The organism is Actinokineospora auranticolor (genome assembly GCF_002934265.1).
Taxonomy (GTDB): Bacteria; Actinomycetota; Actinomycetes; order Mycobacteriales; family Pseudonocardiaceae; genus Actinokineospora; species Actinokineospora auranticolor.
Map to the genome: position 1 here is coordinate 43,321 of NZ_PTIX01000035.1, position 18,460 is coordinate 61,780.

14 protein-coding genes are annotated in these 18,460 nt (G+C 71.5%); 11 read left to right on the forward strand and 3 right to left on the reverse strand.

Translation table 11 applies throughout. From position 1 onward, the window contains the following. Nucleotides 1-47: 47 nt before the first annotated feature. From CLV40_RS34505 to CLV40_RS34525, 5 genes are all read left to right on the forward strand, one after another. Nucleotides 48-1,268, forward strand: a complete 1,221-nt coding sequence (locus CLV40_RS34505; RefSeq protein ID WP_104483229.1) for a cysteine desulfurase family protein — start codon at nt 48-50, stop codon at nt 1,266-1,268. Between the two features lie 7 nt (nt 1,269-1,275). Then, a complete protein-coding gene (gene mnmA / locus CLV40_RS34510; RefSeq protein ID WP_104483230.1) occupies nt 1,276-2,364 on the forward strand; it encodes a tRNA 2-thiouridine(34) synthase MnmA in 1,089 nt (362 codons plus the stop codon). Nucleotides 2,365-2,770: 406 nt separating this feature from the next. Beyond that, a complete protein-coding gene (locus CLV40_RS34515) occupies nt 2,771-4,513 on the forward strand; it encodes a S8 family peptidase (RefSeq protein WP_146108385.1) in 1,743 nt (580 codons plus the stop codon). Between the two features lie 83 nt (nt 4,514-4,596). Continuing rightward, a complete protein-coding gene (locus CLV40_RS34520) occupies nt 4,597-7,212 on the forward strand; it encodes a CHAT domain-containing protein (protein ID WP_104483232.1) in 2,616 nt (871 codons plus the stop codon). Nucleotides 7,213-7,319: 107 nt separating this feature from the next. Beyond that, entirely contained in the window at nt 7,320-9,107 is a 1,788-nt protein-coding gene (locus CLV40_RS34525) for an AMP-dependent synthetase/ligase (RefSeq protein WP_104483233.1), read from the forward strand. A 652-nt stretch (nt 9,108-9,759) separates the two neighbouring features. On the opposite strand, the gene CLV40_RS34530 is transcribed toward CLV40_RS34525, so the two are convergent. The 3 genes from CLV40_RS34530 to CLV40_RS34540 form a co-directional block, all read right to left on the reverse strand. Then, a complete protein-coding gene (locus tag CLV40_RS34530; protein WP_104483234.1) occupies nt 9,760-10,782 on the reverse strand; it encodes an S-adenosylmethionine:tRNA ribosyltransferase-isomerase in 1,023 nt (340 codons plus the stop codon). Between the two features lie 608 nt (nt 10,783-11,390). Continuing rightward, nucleotides 11,391-11,756: a VOC family protein gene (locus CLV40_RS34535; RefSeq protein ID WP_104483235.1), complete on the reverse strand. Its 366-nt coding sequence runs from the start codon at nt 11,754-11,756 to the stop codon at nt 11,391-11,393. Beyond that, nucleotides 11,753-12,439, reverse strand: coding sequence for an SDR family NAD(P)-dependent oxidoreductase (locus tag CLV40_RS34540; protein ID WP_104483236.1), 687 nt, complete (start codon nt 12,437-12,439; stop codon nt 11,753-11,755). Before CLV40_RS34540 ends, CLV40_RS34535 begins: the two co-directional genes overlap by 4 nt. 138 nt (nt 12,440-12,577) lie before the next feature. On the opposite strand from CLV40_RS34540, the gene CLV40_RS34545 reads away from it, so the two are divergent. From CLV40_RS34545 to CLV40_RS34570, 6 genes are all read left to right on the forward strand, one after another. Then, the gene (locus CLV40_RS34545; RefSeq protein ID WP_104483237.1) at nt 12,578-13,699 is read left to right on the forward strand and encodes a GAF domain-containing sensor histidine kinase; all 1,122 of its coding nucleotides are present in this window, start codon (nt 12,578-12,580) and stop codon (nt 13,697-13,699) included. Nucleotides 13,700-13,709: 10 nt separating this feature from the next. Continuing rightward, nucleotides 13,710-14,333 (forward strand): response regulator, encoded by a 624-nt coding sequence (locus tag CLV40_RS34550; protein ID WP_342752331.1) that lies wholly within the window; start codon nt 13,710-13,712, stop codon nt 14,331-14,333. A 52-nt stretch (nt 14,334-14,385) separates the two neighbouring features. Beyond that, nucleotides 14,386-15,282: a LysR family transcriptional regulator gene (locus CLV40_RS34555; protein WP_104483239.1), complete on the forward strand. Its 897-nt coding sequence runs from the start codon at nt 14,386-14,388 to the stop codon at nt 15,280-15,282. A 67-nt stretch (nt 15,283-15,349) separates the two neighbouring features. Continuing rightward, nucleotides 15,350-16,351 carry an efflux RND transporter periplasmic adaptor subunit gene (locus CLV40_RS34560; protein WP_104483240.1) on the forward strand — a complete coding sequence of 334 codons (1,002 nt, stop codon included), beginning with the start codon at nt 15,350-15,352 and terminating at the stop codon, nt 16,349-16,351. Nucleotides 16,352-16,353: 2 nt separating this feature from the next. Further along, nucleotides 16,354-17,055, forward strand: coding sequence for an ABC transporter ATP-binding protein (locus tag CLV40_RS34565; RefSeq protein ID WP_104483246.1), 702 nt, complete (start codon nt 16,354-16,356; stop codon nt 17,053-17,055). Then, a complete protein-coding gene (locus CLV40_RS34570; RefSeq protein WP_104483241.1) occupies nt 17,055-18,371 on the forward strand; it encodes an ABC transporter permease in 1,317 nt (438 codons plus the stop codon). Before CLV40_RS34565 ends, CLV40_RS34570 begins: the two co-directional genes overlap by 1 nt. The last annotated feature ends 89 nt before the right edge of the window (nt 18,372-18,460 follow it).

Here is an 18,460-nt window from a genome sequence, read left to right on the forward strand (position 1 = left end):
TGGGCTGTTTTCGGCGACCCGGCGGTTCGGTCTACCCTGGTGGTGCCATGACGTACCTCGACCACGCGGCCACAACGCCGATCCTCCCCGAGGCGGCCGCGGCGTTGACCGGGGCGCTGACCGCCCACGGCAACGCCTCCTCACTGCACTCCTCCGGACGCCGGGCGCGGCGCGCGGTGGAGGAGGCACGCGAGTCGATGGCCGCCGACCTCGGCGCCCGACCGTCGGAGCTGATCTTCACCTCGGGTGGCACGGAGAGCGACAACCTCGCGGTCAAGGGCCTGTTCTGGGCCCGCCGCGCGGCCGACCCGAAGCGCACCCGGATCCTGGTCTCGGCCACCGAGCACCACGCCGTGCTCGACGCCGCGCTGTGGCTGGCCGAGCACGAGGGCGCCACCGTGACGCTGCTGGAGGTCGACGACTTCGGCCGCGTGCACGAGGACACGCTGCGCGCCGCCGTCGCCGAGAACCCCGAGGACGTGGCCGTCGCCACCGTCATGTGGGCCAACAACGAGGTCGGCACCGTCAACCCGGTCCGCGAGCTCGCGAGCACCTGCGCGGCCAACGGCATCCCGTTCCACACAGACGCCGTGCAGGCCGTCGGCGTGCTGCCGGTCGACTTCGCGCACAGCGGCGCGAGCGCCCTCACGCTCAGCGGCCACAAGGTCGGCGGCCCCTACGGCGTCGGCGCCCTGCTGCTGGCCCGCGACGCCGCCTGCACCCCCGTCTCGCACGGCGGCGGGCAGGAGCGCGACGTCCGCTCCGGCACCCTCGACGTGCCCGCGATCGTGGCCATGGCCACCGCCGTGCGCGCCACCGTCGCGCAGCGCGCCGAGCGGGCCGCCCGGCTGGCCGACCTGCGCGACGACCTGGTCCGCGCGGTCCGCGCCGCGGTACCGGACGCGGTGCTCAACGGCGACCCCGGCGAGTCGCTGGTGGACGGCGCCCCGTCGCGGCTGCCCGGCAACGCGCACTTCAGCTTCCCCGGCTGCGAGGGCGACAGCCTGCTCATGCTGCTCGACGCCCGCGGCATCGAGTGCTCGACCGGCTCGGCCTGCACCGCCGGTGTCGCCCAGCCGTCGCACGTGCTGCTGGCCATGGGCGTCGACCAAGCCCACGCCCGCGGGTCGCTGCGCTTCTCCCTCGGCCACACCTCGACCGCCGAGGACGTGCGGGTGCTGGCCGCGGCCATCGGGCCGGTCGTCGAACGGGCCCGCAACGCCGGGCTGGCCGGGCTGCGGCGCGGCGCGTCCCACGCGGAGGTGTAGGTCCCCCATGCGAGTGCTGGCCGCGATGAGCGGCGGAGTCGACTCGGCCGTGGCCGCCGCGCGCGCGGTCGAGGCCGGGCACGACGTCACCGGTGTCCACTTGGCACTGTCGGCCAAGCCCGGCACGCTGCGCACCGGCTCGCGCGGCTGCTGCACCGTCGAGGACGCGCACGACGCCCGCCGGGTCGCCGACATCCTGGGCATCCCGTTCTACGTCTGGGACTTCGCCGAGCGGTTCACCGAGGACGTGGTCGAGGACTTCGTCGCCGAGTACGCCGCGGGCCGCACCCCCAACCCGTGCCTGAAGTGCAACGAGCGGATCAAGTTCGAGGCGCTGCTGGACAAGGCCGTCGCGCTCGGCTTCGACGCGGTGTGCACCGGCCACTACGCCCGGTTGGCCACGGTGGACGGACACCCGGAACTCCGCCGCGCCGCCGACCTGGACAAGGACCAGTCGTACGTGCTGGCCTCGCTGACCGCCGAGCAGCTCGCGCACGCCATGTTCCCGCTCGGCCGCTCGGTGAAGGCCGACGTGCGCGCGGAGGCCGCCGAGCGCGGGCTGGCCGTCGCCGAGAAGCCCGACAGCTACGACATCTGCTTCATCCCCGACGGCGACACCCGCGCCTTCCTCACCGCCAAGCTCGGCGCCCGGCCCGGCACGCTCGTCGACGACGAGACCGGTGCGGTGCTCGGCGTGCACACCGGGGTGCACGGGTTCACCGTCGGCCAGCGGCACGGGCTCGGCATCGAGGCGCCCGCCCCCGACGGCCGCCCCCGGTACGTGCTGTCCCTGGAACCGGTCCAGGGCACCGTGCGGATCGGGTCCGCCGAGCGGCTGTCCGTCCGCGAGATCACCGGTGTCCGGCCGATCTGGCCGTCCGGTCAACCGCTGACCGGACCGGTCGACTGCGTCGCCCAGATCCGCGCGCACGGCGGCACCACCACCGCCCACGCGTCCTTTGTGGATGGTGAGCTGCTGGTCCGGCCCGGCGCGGAGTTGCGCGGTGTGGCACCGGGACAGGCCGTTGTCCTCTACCGCCCGGACCCGGACGGCGACGTCGTCCTCGGCAGCGCCACCATCGCGGCGACCGCGTAGTCGCTCCCGGATCGGCGAGCGGTCGTCACATTCCGCAGTGCGACGGATCCACTGTGGAGCGGTCCCGTTACGGAATCGGGAAAGATGACCACGTGTTCGATTATCCGGTCACGGAAAACGCACGGTGTGTCGACCCGTAGTGAGGAATACCCGATAGGGGCGTTGCGTCGACACCGTGTTTCTTGTTGTCTTCATTGGCCGCGCTGGTCTTTCTGGGTATCACCGCCGCCGAGATGTTCACTGATCGTCACGGGAAGATCAGCGGAGAGTTGATCCGAAATAGGCGTTACGCAGGAGGTTTGCGAATCGATGTATCTCGTGACCCCACGACTGCTCTACTACGGATGAGCAGGTCGGCGGGCGAGAGACACCGACCGTGACCAACGACTTCGGGGTGGGGTATTCCATGGCGGAGCAGAGCGCCAACGGGGAGCGTGCGGCGCGTACGGCCAAACCCGATGACCTTTCCCGGTTCCCACAGGTGATCGGCCTCTCGGCCGACGTGCTGGTGCGGCACCGGGCGAAGATCCTTAACCCGTCCACCGCGGTGCCGGGCGAGCGCGGCAGGCGCCCCGACTCCACCGCGTACCGGTCCAACACGCTCTTGGTGCCGCTGTCCACCGCCCGTGACGCGGCCGCGATCGGACGGTTCAACGACAAGCTCGTCCCGCTCGGCGTGGAGTTGGTCGTGCACCTGCCGACCACCGCGGGCTGGCGCGAGGCGCTGGAGCGCTTCAGCGGCGACTTCCCGGTGCCGGTACTGCTGCACGTGCGCGCGGACGCGATCACCGAGCGCGCGCCGGACCCGTGGACCGTGCTGTCCACCCTGCGCCGCACCATGAAACCGGAAGAGGTCCGCGGCATCGGCCTGGAGCACATCGCGCTCGCCGCCTCGGTCGGGATGGACGGCCAGACCTTCGGCGGCGCCACGCCCTTCGGCAACGGCGTGCCCTTCGGCAACGGGGTCCCGTTCGGCAACGGCGTGCCCTTCGGCAACGGCGTCGGCGGCGGCGCAATCGCGCTGGGCAACGGCGCCCGCAACGCCGTGCGCCTGTTCCTCCCGCAACCGCACCGCCGCGAGCCCACCACGCTCAAGTCGGGGCGCCGCCCGGTGGTGGCGGTGCTCGACACCGGCATCGGCGAGCACCCGTGGCTGTCGGTCGGGTCGCGCGACAAGGCACAGGTCGTCGAGGCGGACGAGGTCTTCGCGCGGGACCTGACCTCCGTGCCGGACCCGGTCGTCGAGGTGTCCTTCGAGTTCCAGGCGCTGCTGAGCGACCTGGAGGAGACGCTCACCGACGAGACCGGCGGCGCGCTGCCGTCGCTGCGCTCGCCCTTCGAGGAGCGCGACGTCATCCAGCCGCTGCTGGGGCTGACCGACTCGCACGCCGGGCACGGCACCTTCGTCTCCGGCCTGGTGTTCCAGAAGTGCCCGGACGCGCGGGTGCTGTCGCTCCGCGTGCTGCACACCGACGGCGTCACCACCGACGGTTCCGTGCTGACCGGGTTGGAGTGGCTGCGCGTACGGGTGCAGCGGGCGCTCGACGAGAACCGGCCGGAGGACCTGGTCGACATCGTCTCGATCTCGCTCGGCTTCTACCCCGAGCACCACGACGAGACCACCGGCCTGAAACTGGCCGAGGCGGTGCGCAAGCTGACCGACCTCGGTGTGGTCGTAGTGGCCGCGGCGGGCAACGACGCCACCCGGCGCCCGTTCATCCCGGCCGCCATGGCGCTCAACTCCGACGGCTCCAACAGCGGCAACGACCTGCTGATCGCGGTCGGCGCGCTGAACGCGTCCGGCCGCACGGTCGCCGCGTTCAGCAACGAGGGCGACTGGGTCACCCGCTGGGCGCCGGGCAACGCCGTGGTCTCCACCGTGCCGCTGTGGCAGGGACCGGAGGAGCCCGACCTGGAACTGGCCGTCCCCGGCGCGCTGCGCCGGGCCACCCTCGACCCGGACGACCTCACCAGCGGCTTCGCCGTGTGGGCCGGGACTTCCTTCGCCACACCGGTGGTCGCGGGCATGCTCGCCGCCCGGCTCACCGAACTGGCCGACGCCAAGACCGTCGACGAGCGCACCGCGCGGGCGATCCAGGCCCGCGACCTGTGCGACGAGGACCTCAAGCAGCTCGGGTGGCGGTCGTAGCGACCACCGCGGGACACCCCGTCCACCCGGCTGTGCCCCACGTGCCGCGTCCACCGCTGGACGCGGCACGTAGGGTTTAACCCATGCTCGCTGTTCGGCGTGCAGGCGCGCTGTACCGACGCGGCCGAAAGGCTGTCTACGCCTACACCTTCGCCCGTGCGCGGGCGCTGCTCGGCGAAGCCGTCGCCGTGCTCGACTCCGCCCCGGAGCAGAACGCGCCCGAGGTCGTGGAGCTGCGCGTCCGCGTCCTGGTGACGCTGGCCTACGCCGAGACCGAGGGCAGCTCGATCACCACCGGCATCAAGCGGCTCTCCGAGGCCGACGAGCTGCTCGACGAGCTGCCGGTCGGCCCCCGGCGCACCGAGCTGGCTGGGCTTTCGGTGGAGCAGCGCGGGTTCCTGCACATCCGCGCGGGCAACACCGAGCTGGGCCTGGAACTGCTCGACGAGGCCGCGCGGCGGCTGCGCGCCGGACTCGCCGAGGGCGCGGGCGACCCGTACGTGCTGGCGAGCCTGTACCTCAACCGCAGCCTCGCGCAGATCGAGCGGTCCCAGACGAACGCGGCCATCGCCGAACTCGACACCTGCATCGAGCTGTGTGAGAAGTACGAACTGCACGACATCGCCATCAAGGCCCGGCACAACCGGGGCTACGTCGCGCACATGACCGGCGACGTGCCCACCGCGCTGCGCTACTTCGCCGAGACCTCCCGCGACTGCCAGGAACGCGCGCCGAGCATGCTCCCGGTCGTGCAGCTCGACCAGGCCCGCGCGCTGCTCGCGGGTGGACTCGTCGACGAGGCCGCCCGGCACCTCGACGACGCGCTGCCCCGGCTGCGCCGCCAACGCGTCGGGCAGGACGCCGCCGAGGCCGAGATCGCCCGCGCCGCCGCCGCCCTGCTGCACGGCGACGCGGCCCAGGCCCGGCGCCGGGCCCGGCGCAGCGAGCGGATGTTCACCCGGCGCGGCAACGAGCGCTGGGCGTCCGTCGCCGCGCTGGCCGCGCTGCGCGCCGACACCCTCACCGCCCTCGACGGCGACCGCGCCCGACCGGTCAAGATCCAAACCAAGCAGCGCAACGGGATCCACGTACCCCGTGCATTGCCCGCCACCGCGGTGCGGCTCGCCGAGCAGCTGCGCGGGTTGCTGCTGGAGGACGAGGCCGCACTGGCGCTGATGCTCGCGGTGCGGCTGCAGATCCACCGCGGCGACCTCGCCGCCGCGACGGAGTTGCTGGACCAGGTCCCCAAACCCCGGGTGACCACACCGGTCGACCACCGGATGCTGCTGCGCCTGTGCCGCGCGGAACTCGCCGTGGCCACCCAGGACACCCGCGGCGCGCTCGCCGAGGCCCGCGCCGGGCTGACCGAGCTGGGTCGTGCCCGCGACCGCATGGGCGGCCTGGAACTCATGTGCGGCACCGCGGTGCACGGCAGGCAGCTCGGCGACATGGCCGTGCGGCTGGTGCTGGAGCACCAGCGCCCCGACGCGCGGCGGCTGTTCGGCTGGCTGGAGCGCACGCGCGCGCAGGTCTACCGCTACGAGCCGATGCCGGACATCGCCGACCCGCGGATGGCGGAGAAGGCGACGGAGCTGCGGCTGGCCAAGCGCACGGCCCAGCTGGTCCGGTTGGCCGGTCGGTCGGCGGAGAAGCTGGAGCAGCAGACCGCGACCCTGGAGCGCGAGGTCGCCCGGCAGGGCTGGTACGCCAGCCCGTGGGGCAAGCCGCGTCCGGTCGCGACCCTGGAGGCCGTCGGTCCCGCCCTGGACGGTCGGGTACTGGTGTCCTTCGCGACCTCCGACGACGACCTGGTCGCGGTCGTGGTGGCCGGGACCGGCGCCAAGATGGTCCGCCTCGGGTCGGCGGTCGAAGCCGCGGAGTGGGCCGCCCGCCTGCACGCCGACCTCGACGTGCTGGCGCCGGACACGCTGCCCCCGCCGATCGTGGAGGTCGTCAAGACCTCGGCGGCGCGCAGCGCGGGCGGGCTGGACCGCCAGCTGATCCAGCCGCTGCTGCCGCTGATCGGCGACCGGGACCTGGTGATCGTGCCGACCGGCGCGCTCTACGCGGTGCCGTGGGGGAGCCTGCCCTCGCTGTGGGGCCGCCCGATCGTCGTCGCCCCGTCCGCGACGGCCTGGCTGAGCGCGGCCACGGGGTCGGCGCCGCGCGGCCGGACGGTGCTGGCCCGCGGTCCGATGTTGACCGGGTTGGTCGCCGAAGAGGGGCCGCTGCGCGAGATCTACCCGGAGGCGGTCGCCCTCGACGGTGACCACGCGACAGTGGCGGGTGTGCTGTCCGCGTTGGATGGTGCCGAACTGGCCCACCTGGCCGCCCACGGTGAGCACGAACCGACCAACGCGCTGTTCTCCAGGCTGGAGCTGGCCGACGGTCCGCTGTTCGCCTACGAGCTGTCCCGGCTGCGGCAGCCGCCCCGCCAGGTCGTCCTCGCCGCCTGCGAGCTGGCGCTGAACTACGTCCGCCCCGGCGACGAGGCCCTGGGCTACGCGGGCGCGCTGCTGGCCAGCGGCGTCCGCACGGTCATCGCCGCGACGAGCCGGGTCGGCGACGAGTCGGCGGCCACCGCCATGGTCACCTACCACCGGTCGCTGACCGCGGGCGTCGCACCCGCCCGGGCACTGGCCGCGTCGATCGCGGAGGACCCCTACCGCCGCCCGTTCATCTGCCTCGGCGCGGGCTAGCGCCCACCTCGATCGAAAAGCGGACGAATCGGCCGTAGACAACGGCCGACCGCGCTCCTTACGATCACTGCCCTGTGTCGTGGACCACAGTGGCGAGAGGTGGCGCGATGAGTGAGCACCGGACCTTGTGCGCGGCCTTCCAGGCCACGGCGGCGGAGAACCCGGACCTGGTCGCCCTGCGGACCCCGGGGGACACCGTCGCGGTGACCTGGCGCGAGTACGCGCGGCGGGTGCGCGCCATCGCGGCCGGGCTGGCCGCCTTGGGGGTCGGACCGGGGGACGCGGTGGGGCTGATGCTGACCAACCGACCCGAGTTCCACCTGGTCGACACGGCCGCACTGCACCTGGGCGCCGTGCCGTTCTCGGTCTACAACACCAGCGCGGCCGAGCAGCTGACGCACGTGTTCGCCAACGCGGGCGCCCGGGTCGTGGTGACCGAGGCGGCCTTCGTGCCGATCCTGCGCGCGGCGGCACCCGACCTGCGGCTGGTCTGCGTCAACGGGTCGGTGGCCGACACGGTGCCACTGGCCGACGTGGAGGCGGCCGACGCCGACTCCTTCGACTTCGAGGCGGCCTGGCGGGCGGTGGCGCCCTCCGACCTGGCGACGATCATCTACACCTCGGGCACGACCGGCCCGCCCAAGGGCGTCGAACTGACCCACGCCAACGTGATGGCGGTATCCGCCGCGCTGCGCAACGCGTTCCAACTGCTCCCGGGCGACCGGGTCCTGTCGTTCCTCCCCTCGGCGCACATCGCCGACCGCGTGGTGTCGCACTACGCGTCCATCCTGTTCGGCACCGTCGTGACCTCCCTCGACGACCCCCGGCGGCTGGGGGAGGTGCTGCCGGAGGTTCGCCCGCACCTGTTCTTCGCCGTGCCCCGGGTGTGGCAGAAGTTCCGACTGGCCATCGAGGCCGCCATCGCCGCCGAACCAGCCCCCAAGCGCACACTGGCCACCTGGGCGATCGACATCGGCACCCGCCACGGACGGGTGGTCGAGGCGGGCGAACCGGTGCCTCTCGGCCTCCGGGTGGCCCAGCGCCTGGCCGACCGCCTGGTGTTCGCCAAGCTGCGGGCCCGCCTGGGCCTCACCGAGGCCAAGATGCCCGCGTCGGGGGCGGCGGCGATCCCGGTGCGGACGCTGGAGTTCTTCTGGGGCATCGGCGTGCCGGTGTACGAGATCTGGGGCATGTCGGAGACGGCCGGGCTGGGCACGTCCGGCCGCGTCGGCGGCAACCGGATCGGCACCGTCGGCACCCCGGTCCACGCCACCGAGGTGCGGCTGGCCGACGACGGCGAGCTCCTCATCCGCGGCCCGTCCGTGATGCGCGGCTACCGCGCCGACCCCGTCCGAACCGCCGAAACCCTCGACGAAGACGGCTGGATCCACACCGGAGACATCGGCACCGTCGACGCGGACGGCTTCGTCTCCATAGTCGACCGCAAGAAAGAGCTGATCATCAACGCGGCGGGCAAGAACATGTCGCCCACCAACATCGAGAACGCCATCAAGGCCGAAGGCGGCCTGATCGGCCAGGTGGTGGCCATCGGCGACGACCGCCCGTACATCTCGGCCCTCGTCGTCCTGGACCAGGACGCCGCCACCCGTTTCGCCACCGAACACGACCTGCCCAACACCTGCCAGGCCGTCGCCGCGGCGGAGCAGACCCGCGCCCGGATCGAGCAGGCCATCCGCACCGGCAACACCCGCCTCTCCAGAGTCGAACAGGTCAAGCGGTTCCACATCGTCCCCAGCTACTGGGAACCCGGCGGCGACGAACTCACCCCAACCCTCAAACTCCGCCGCAAACCCATAGCCCGGAAATACGCCACCACCATCGACGACCTCTACGCCGACACCCCAACCCCCGACACCGTCAACCTCGGGAGTTGATTACTCCAACTAAAGACCTCCCTTACGCGCTCCTCCCACCCGTGCTCCTCTCAACCGGCCCCCTTCTGCCCGCGCCTTCGCCGATGGCCCGACTCCGCTCGCGCACCGAATACCGCGTCACCACCCCTGCCTCCGCCTCCTTTCGCCAGGTCCAGCCATTCGTCGATCACGATCGACCCAAATAAAACCAACCGCCTCGTTCCTTTCGCACAACCTTTCCTCGCACAGCCCGGCGAATGCTCACCGCCGACCTGGTGTCTGACCCGGGACCTCGCTGTCTCCCCTCACCCGAGCCCTGCCCGCAGCCACTCGTGGTGACCTATCCGACGGGCCCGAACATCCCCGCGCCGCACCGCTGAGCCGCCCATGTCTTCTCGCTCTGCGTCTGCCGAGTCGTGACCTGTCCTGCCGTACTGCGCGGACACGCGGTGTCCCCACCCTTCGGGTGGTCCCGGCCCTTCTGGTGTCGTGCCCTGCCTGGCGCTGTCCGGGTGCGCGATGTGGTGCGGTGCTCTGTGCCGCGCGTTCGACCGGCCTCCCATCTTCTGCCATGTCGTGTTTGCCCTGTCCTCCTCGTGCTGTCCGTGCTTGGGTGGCTCGCGGTCTGCTCGTGCGGTGCTGAGCTGTCCTCGAGCGAGGCCGGCCTCTGCCGCTACCTCAGCAACAGGTTCACATCCCCGAACTCGTGCCACAGGTACCTTTCCGCCAACGCCTCCTGATAGCACTGGGCCAACAACTCCTCCCCGGCCACCGCCACGAGCATGTCCACATGGGAGGCCTCTGGCTCGTGGAACCCGGTCAGCAGACCGTCCACGGCCAACACCCCACGCTCCGGTGTCACGATCAGGTCTGTCCAGCCCGACGCTGCTCGTACCACCCCGTCCTCGTCCGCGGCGGACTCCAAGGCTCGTACCGCCGTCGTTCCCACAGCGACCACCCGGCCACCCGCCGCCCGGGCCGTGTTCACGACTCGGGCGGTGGTGTCGGCGACCTGGAACCGCTCCGGGTAGGGCCGCTCGTGAGCCTCCGGCGATGCCACGCCCGTGTGTAGCAGCACCGGGGCGAACTGCACGCCCGCCGACACCAGTCGGGTCACCACCCGGTCTGTGAACGGCCTCGATGCGCTGGGCATCTCCGCGCTGCCCGGTTCGGTTCCGAACACCGTCTGGTAGTACCGCAACGGCCACGGGCGCGACACGTACCCGTAGCGGATCGGCGCCCCGAACACCTCCAGGTACTCGAGCACGCTCCCGAACCGGCCGGGATAGATTGACGCCACCCACAGCCGACCCCGCGAGTACGGCTGCACCAACGTCGCAGCCCCGCCGCCCGGTAGCGCTAACCGCAGCCCCACCACGCCACCCGTGTACGGCTTCGTCGCCTTCTCGGCCACCGCGCGCAGTTCCACCAACCACAGGCCGCCCGGCGATTCGGTGGAGAAGTGCAACGCCAGGTCCGCACCCACCACCGGCACAGCCGCAGGCATCGTCGCCGACGTGTTCACCACCAACACGTCTCCCGGTCGGAGGATGTCCGGCAACTCCTCGAACCGCCGATGACTCACCTCGGCGCCGTCCCCGACAAGTAGCCGCACCCCGGACCGCGTCAACCCACGTGCCTCTGGCGGCTCATGAGCCTCCAGGTCACCGGTTACCCTGAACTGCAACGTCTTCATGTGCTTCCCCCTGGTCGGTGAGCTGACTGAACTGCCCGGATAGCCGGGCAGCGGGCGACGACGGCCGAGACCCCTGTCGTGGACATGCTGGTGCCTGAACCTCGCCGGTCGAGTTGTTGTGTGATCTTGTGGACTGCTGGTGCGGCCTCGGACACCGCTCGGCCACGGTGGCTTTGCGGCGATGTGGACACCGACGCGGACTGCCGCGTCGCCGTCGTCTTGGTTCGGACTGGTCGACGACTTTGCTGGCGTGCGGTTCGGGCGTCGACCGCAGTCGTAACTTCGGTGCGAGACCGGGTCTGCTGCACGAGCAGGTGAAAGCGGTAGTCACGCGGGCCAGACTGGCGTTGTGCGGCAGGCGTTGCCGCTGTGGTTCGGACCCGCGAAGTCCACCGTGTGCCGTCGCGGTAGCGGGTGGCGACCTACTGTGTCGTCTGCGCGGTGGCGTGGTGATGGTTGCTTCCCGCTGTCCGGCTGGACTCGTGCCGCCGAAGCTGCGAGGAGCGCGCACATCGAGTGTGGTCGAGGTTCCGCGGGGTTGAGTTGGTGTGGCTTGTTGCCGGTGTTGTCGTGGACAGGTGCGGATGGAGTGGCTCCCCCAGGCGCTGTCACGTTGGCTTTTCGTGCCACACCATGATGTGGGTGCCTGATGGGTCCCGGACCTCGAAGCCGTAGTGGCCTCGTAGGTATGGGCCGGGTGGTCGCACGACCGGAGCGCCGTGGAGGCGGGCGAAGGTAGCCTCTACCTCCGACCTACCGGCCAGCTCGATGGCGAGCGGGACCGGTGCTCTGGAGGTGCCCGGGGAGACCAGTTCCAGGTAAGCGCCGTCCGTGATGCGGAGGACCGTGCCGCGTTCGGTAGGCGTCGTCCACGAGTCGACTTCAGGTAAGCCTAAGAGGTCTCGGTAGAACCTCTTAAGCGAATCCAGGTCGTCTACCTCGAACGGCAGCCATAGGGCGCGCGGTGTCGTCATAGGAAATCCGGTAGACGCACGCGGCCCGACTCCGGGTTGGTGGCCAATAACTTGAGGATGGCCGGTGTCACTGTCCTGGGCAGGGGGCGGTCGCTGATGTCTTCGCCCGGGAAGGCGTCCTGGTGCATTTGGGTTCGCAGGTCGCCTGGGTCGGCCCACCACACCCGCACCCCGGACTCCTCGACGGCCAGGACCCGGCTGAGTTGTTCCACCGCGGCCTTGGACGACCCGTAGCCACCCCAGCCCTCGTAGGCGACTACGGCCGCGTCCGAGGTGATGTTGAGAATCGCGCCTGACCGGCTGCGCAAGGTCGGTAGGGCGAGTTGGGTCAACCCGAGGAGGGCGATCACGTTCGTCTCCAACACGTCCCGGAACGCGTCGAGGGGGTGGTTGGCGAGGGTAGGCAGGGGACTTGGTCCCAGCGCGCCCGCGTTGTTCACCAGCAGGGTGGCGCCGCCTAGTTCCTCCGCCGCGGCCACCAGCCGCGCGCGGTGGTCCGGGTCGGTGATGTCGCCCGGGATCGCGATGGTGCCGGGGAGTCGCTGTGCGGCGGTGGCGAGCGCTGCGCCGCCGCGGGCGTTGAGCACCAGGCGCCATCCGGTGTTGGACAGTGTTTCCGCCGTGGCCAGGCCGAGGCCTCGGGAGGCGCCGGTGATGATCGCGACGGGGTTCTTTGTCGGCATGGGTTTTTCCTTCCTGTTGGCGTTGGTTTCCACGTTAGGTTTGGGGGTGGGGGGAAGCATCGGTCTCGGGTCTGGACTTATCTCGGACTTTGGTCTTAGGACCGGGGTTTTGTCGGGGCGGGTCGGTAATGTGGAACCGTGACCGGAATCGGGAGAAGTGAGCTGCGCGCCGTCAGCGCCGCGGTGCTGGCCGTCGCCACGCACCTGTCGGTGCGCGATGTGCTGACCACGATCCTGACGTCGGCGCGCAGGCTCGTGGGCGCGCGCTTCGCCGCGTTGGGCGTGCCCGACGACGCGGGTGGGTTCGCCGAGTTCCTCGCCGACGGGGTGTCCGACGAGCAGTGGGCCGCGATCGGGCCGGTGCCGCGTCAGCACGGTCTGCTCGGGTTGCTGCTGCGCGAACCCAACCCGGTCCGGCTCGACGACATCCGCGAGCACCCGCGGTTCGAGTGGTGGCCCGCGGCGCACCCGGAGCTGACGAGCTTCCTCGGCGTGCCCATCACCGACGGCGACGAGATCCTCGGGGAGATCTTCGTGGCCAACAAGGACGGCGGGTTCACCGCGCAGGACGAGGAGATGCTGGTGCTGCTGGCCGCGCACGCCGCCATCGCCATCGTCAACGCGCGGTTGCACGAGCGCGCCCGCGAGCTGTCGATCGTCGAGGAGCGCAACCGCATCGCGCGCGAGCTGCACGACGCCGTCACGCAGAAGCTGTTCAGCCTGCGGTTGGCCGCCGAGTCCGCGGCCACGCTGGCCGACCGCGACGGGCCGCGGTCGATGCTGGAGCTGGCGCTGGTCCGACGACTGTCCGCCGAGGTGGCCGCGGAGCTGCGGTCGGTCGTGGTCGGCCTGCGCCCGCCCGACCTGGCGGGCGACGGGCTCGACATCGCCATCGGCAAGCTGACCGACCTGCTAAACCGCGTGCACAACATCGAAATCGTCTACCGGGCGGGCGCGGTCCCCCGGTTGACGTCACCGCGGGAGGAGGCCGTGTACCGGGTCAGCCAAGAGGCGTTGCACAACGCGCTGCGGCACGCGCGCGCGGCGCGCATCGTCGTCGAGTTGATGGTCCGCGAGCACAACCTGGTGCTGCGCGTCAGCGACGACGGTTTGGGCTTCGACGTGGCGGGCAGCGGCACGCGCAGGCTCGGCATCAAGTCGATGCGCGAGCGCGCCCGCGCGGTGGGCGGCGACTTGGCGGTGGACTCGCACAGCCCGGGCGGGACGACGGTGCGGTTGGAGGTGCCCCTTGGCGGCTGAGGTGATCCGGGTGCTCGTGGTTGACGACCACCCGGTGGTGCGACAGGGACTCCGCACGTTCCTCGACCTGCAGGCCGACATCACCGTGGTCGGCGAGGCCGCCGACGGCGCCACCTGCGTGACCGAGGCCGAGCGGCTGCGCCCGGACGTGGTGCTGCTCGACCTGCGCATGCCCGGCACGGACGGCGTCTACGCCCTGCACGGCCTGCGCGAGACGGGCAACCCGGCGCGGGTCCTGGTCATCACGAGCTACACCGAACCCACCGCCATCGTCCCGGCGGTCCGCGCGGGCGCGGCGGGCTACGTCTACAAGGACGTCGACCCCCTGGCCCTGGCAGCGGCGGTGCGTTCGGTGCACGCGGGCCACGTCCTGCTGCACCCGTCGGTGGCCCGGTTGCTGGCCGAGGGCGACACCCGCCCCGGCGCGGCGACGTTGACGGCGCGCGAGCGCGAGGTGCTGGAGGAGGTGGCACGGGGGAACACCAACCGGGAGATCGCCCGCAGACTGGTGCTGTCGGAGAAGACGGTGAAGACCCACATGACCGCCATCCTCGGCAAACTGGGCCTCAACGACCGCACCCAGGCCGCGCTCTACGCGGTGCGCACGGGGTTGGTTTCACCGGTGGGCAAATAGCTCGGGTCAGAGTCCATAGTGGACTTTGAACCCCGCCACTAGAATCGGCGCCATGTTCGATCTGGTGCGGCTCCGCATCCTCCGCACGGTGGCCGACCAGGGAACCCTCGCGGCCGCCGCCGACACCCTCCGCCTCACGCCGTCCGCCGTCTCCCAACAGATGGCCAAGCTGGAACGCGAGGCCCGGTGCCCCCTGGTCGAACGCCACGGCCGCCGGATCCGCCTGACCGAGGAAGGCATCGTCCTCGCCCAGCACGCCGCCCGGATCCTGAGCGCCGTCGAGGAAGCCGAGGTCGACCTGGAGCGGCGCAGGGGTGAGGTGCGGGGCGACTTCACCGTCGCCGCCTTCCCCACCGCCGCGCGCGGTCTCCTACCCCGTGTTCTGACCGCCCTGGCCAAGGAGCACCCCGACCTCCACGTCCGCCTCCGCGAAGCCGAGCCCTACGACGCCGTCGCCGGTGTCGCCCGGGGCGACCACGACCTCGCCATGAGCCAGGACTGGACCAACGCCCCCTTGGAGCTCTCCGAGCGCCTGCACAGCACCGAGATCGGCATCGACCACATCAACGTCGCGCTCCCCGCCGCGCATCCCTTGGCCGACCAGCAGCGGGTTCGCGCCGTCGACCTGGTCGACGAGCCGTGGATCGGGGGCACCGCGGGCACCAGTTGCCACAACTGGCTCGTGAGCACCTTCAGCGCCGCCGAACGCCAGCCGGACGTAGTGCACCAGGCTGGGGAATTTCCCACTCAACTCGCCCTCGTCGCCGCTGGTCTTGGGGTCGCGTTGTTGCCGAAACTGGCCGGTGACCAGGTCCCGGAGGGGGTGGTCCTGCGCCCCGTGGAACCGAAGATGGTCCGGCGCGTCCTTGCGGTAAGGCGGGTCGAAAGTACCGGCAGACCTGCCATGCGCGCTTTCCTGCAGGCTCTCCGCGACCACTGGCGGGGTTGAGCGACGCCACTATTCACCGTGTGTATAGTCCGAGTCGATACCGGTTCGCATCGACAGGGGGACGCCGGTGAACACACGTCTGATCCTCACTGGGCTGGCCAGTGCCGCAGTGGTGGCGGGGTGTTCGGCCACGACGGCCAGCACGCCCGTGCCCGAGCTCGCCGAGCGCGGCACCACCATGACAACCGCTTCGCTCACCCGCCAGGACCTGACCAACAAGGTCAGCCTCAAGGGCAAGGTGACGCTCAACCCGATCTTCGGACTGGTCGCCCCGGCGGGCGGTCAGATCCGCTACGTCGAGGTCAAGGACCAGAAAGGCACGCCGACCAAGCCCACCAGGGCGGGCGCGGTGTGGGCCGGCGGCAAGTCGACCACCATCGACGTCCCGGCCGGGTCCACCTTCGCCGGACGCCTGGTCGACGACCGGGCCGACGTGACCGCCGGGATGCCCGTCGTCTCGGCCAAGTACGGCGGCTACGGCATCGTCGCCGACATCGACGGTGCCCAGGCCTACGCGCTGACCGGCGGCCCCGCCGTGGTCCGCGCGCAGATCACCAGCGGCCCCGGGCCGTTCGACTGCGCGGTCCTGGGCACCACCGCCGCGCTGCCGCCGGGCACCATCCCGGAGCCCCCGGCACCGCCGGCCCAGCCGCAGACCGAGCCCAAGCCCGGCGACCCGTCCCAACCCCCGCCGGTCCCGCAGCAGCAGCCGAACCAGCCCGCTAAGGACTCCCGGACGCCGTCCGAGGCCACGGGCATGCGCCTGGTCTGCACCGCGCCCGCGGGCATCCAGCTGATCAACGGCGCTGACGCCACCCTGGAGGTGGTCACCGGGCAGGCCAAGCAGGCCCTGGTCGCCCCGGTCGAGGCCGTGGCGGGCAAGCAGGGGCAGGGCAAGGTCGATGTGCTCGGCCCCGACGGCGCCCGGCAGACCAAGGACGTGACCCTCGGGCTGACCGACGGCCGCGTGGTGGAGATCAAGTCCGGGCTGACCGGCACCGAGAAGCTGGCCGTGCCCGGGCCGAACCTGCCCCCGGCCCAGGACCCGAACGCGACCCCGGGGAAGTGACCGTGAACGCGCCACTGGTGCAGCTTTCCGGCGTCACCAAGACGCTGAAGGGCCAGGGGGAGCCGCGGTCGATCCTCTCCGGCGTGGACTTGACGGTGCACCCGGGGGAGAGCGTCGCCATCCTCGGCCGGTCCGGTTCCGGCAAGAGCACCCTGCTCAGCCTCATCGGCCTGTTCGACCGCCCGGACACGGGCCAGTACCTGCTGCACGGCAACGACATCGCCCGCATCCGCGAGCGCCGCGCGGCCAAGCTGCGCAGCGCCGAGTTCGGGTTCGTGTTCCAGCGCTTCTTCCTGCTCAAGCACCTCACCGCGATGCAGAACGTGTCGATGGCGCTGGTGAACGGGCAGGGCTGGTTGCCGCGCCGCAAGCGCCGGGCCAAAGTGATGGCGGCGCTCGACCTGGTTGGCATCGCGCACCTGGCCAAGCACCGGCCGTCCCGGCTCTCCGGCGGCGAGCAGCAGCGGGTGGCCATCGCCCGCGCCCTGGTGCGGGAGCCCAGGATCCTGCTCGCCGACGAGCCGACCGGCGCGTTGGATACCGAGACCGGGGCGTTGGTGATCGACGTGCTGCACGCGGCCACGCACCGCGGCTGCGGGCTGATCCTGGTCACCCACGACCACGCGCACGCCAACCGCATGGGCCGCGTGGTCCGGTTGACCGACGGCGCGCTGGTGCCGGAGCGGCAGGGGGTGTTCAGCTGATGGCGCTCTCCGGTCGGTTCCGCTCCGCGCTGGTCATCGGCGGCCAGGGCATCCGGGCCCGCAAGCTGCGCACGTTCCTGTCCATGGTCAGCCTGTTCCTCGGCGTGCTCGCCGTGGTCACCGTGCAGGCCGGGTCGGTGCTGGCGAACCGGGCGCTGCTCGCCGACATCGAGCTGACCGCGGGCAAGGACGGCACCATCCAGGTCAGCCTGCAGGCCAACCCCGAGCAGGCGCGGCTGGTGCGGGAGGTGCTGGCGGACCAGTCCGGCGTGGTGGCCGTGTCGTCGTTCCAGGCGACCGTCGGCGAACCCGGCCTGACCCCGATCAACCCCGGTGCCACGCCGCTGAAGTGGGCGGACCAGGGTTCCTCGGCCGTGCCGATGTTCTGCGACAACCAAGGCCGCTGCATGGCGGTGTCCGACGGGCCGGTGGCGCCGCGCGGGCAGGCCATCGAGGTGCAGCTGGTCGGGCTTTCCGGCGACATCCGGTCGTTCCGGCCGTTCCAGGTGGAATCCGGGTCCTGGCTGGACTTCGCCGGCGCGCCGTCGCTGTCGCCGGGGCTGGTGCTCAACCGGGAGGCCGCGCTCGCCTTCCGGCAGTACCAGGTGCCCGCGGAGATGCGCCTGGGTGCGTCGATGGGGGTCGGCGGACCGAGCGGCACGGCCAACTCCACGCCGCACATCGTCGGCACGGTCCACGACGGCCAGCAGTTCCCGACCGTCTACGTGCGGTCCGACGAGCTGGCGATGTGGACGCCGCAGGAGACCGGGGACCAGTACTTCAGCCTGTACCTGAGCCCGTCGGGGGAGCCGGTCGTCCAGCGGCTGGAGGCCCGGCTGAACGCGCTCGGCGCGCACCAACCGCTGTACCGCAACGTCGTGAACGCCCGTGAGCACATCGGTGCCCAGCTGGACCTGATGAGCTGGATCTTCCTGGGCATGGCCGCGCTGGTGCTGCTCATCGGCGTGGCGGGCATCCTCAACGTCGGGTTGGCGACCGTCGGCGAACGGGTGGAGGAGTTCGCGCTCCGCCGCGCGGTCGGGATGCCGCGGTTGTTGTTGGGCGGGGTGGTGCTGGCCGAGACTCTGATCATCGGTCTGCTCACCGCGGGCGCCGCCGTGGGGGCCGGGGCTTTGGGGTTGCAGTTGGTGTCGAGCATGTTCGGTAGCCGTAGACCGGAGCTCCAAGGCGTCCAGTTCCCCTGGGAGGCGGGGGTCGCCGGGGTGGCCGCGGGTGTGGCGGCGGGTGTGTTGGGCGGTTTGCTGCCCGCGATCCGCGCGGCCCGTATCCCGATCGCCACGGTCATGCGCGCCTAGGCGCAATGCCGGTCGGTTAGGTCATGGCGGGGCTGTAGCCTGCGGTGGTGGATCTTGGGTTGGGTGTGCGCGAGGGCGGCGGTCTGGCC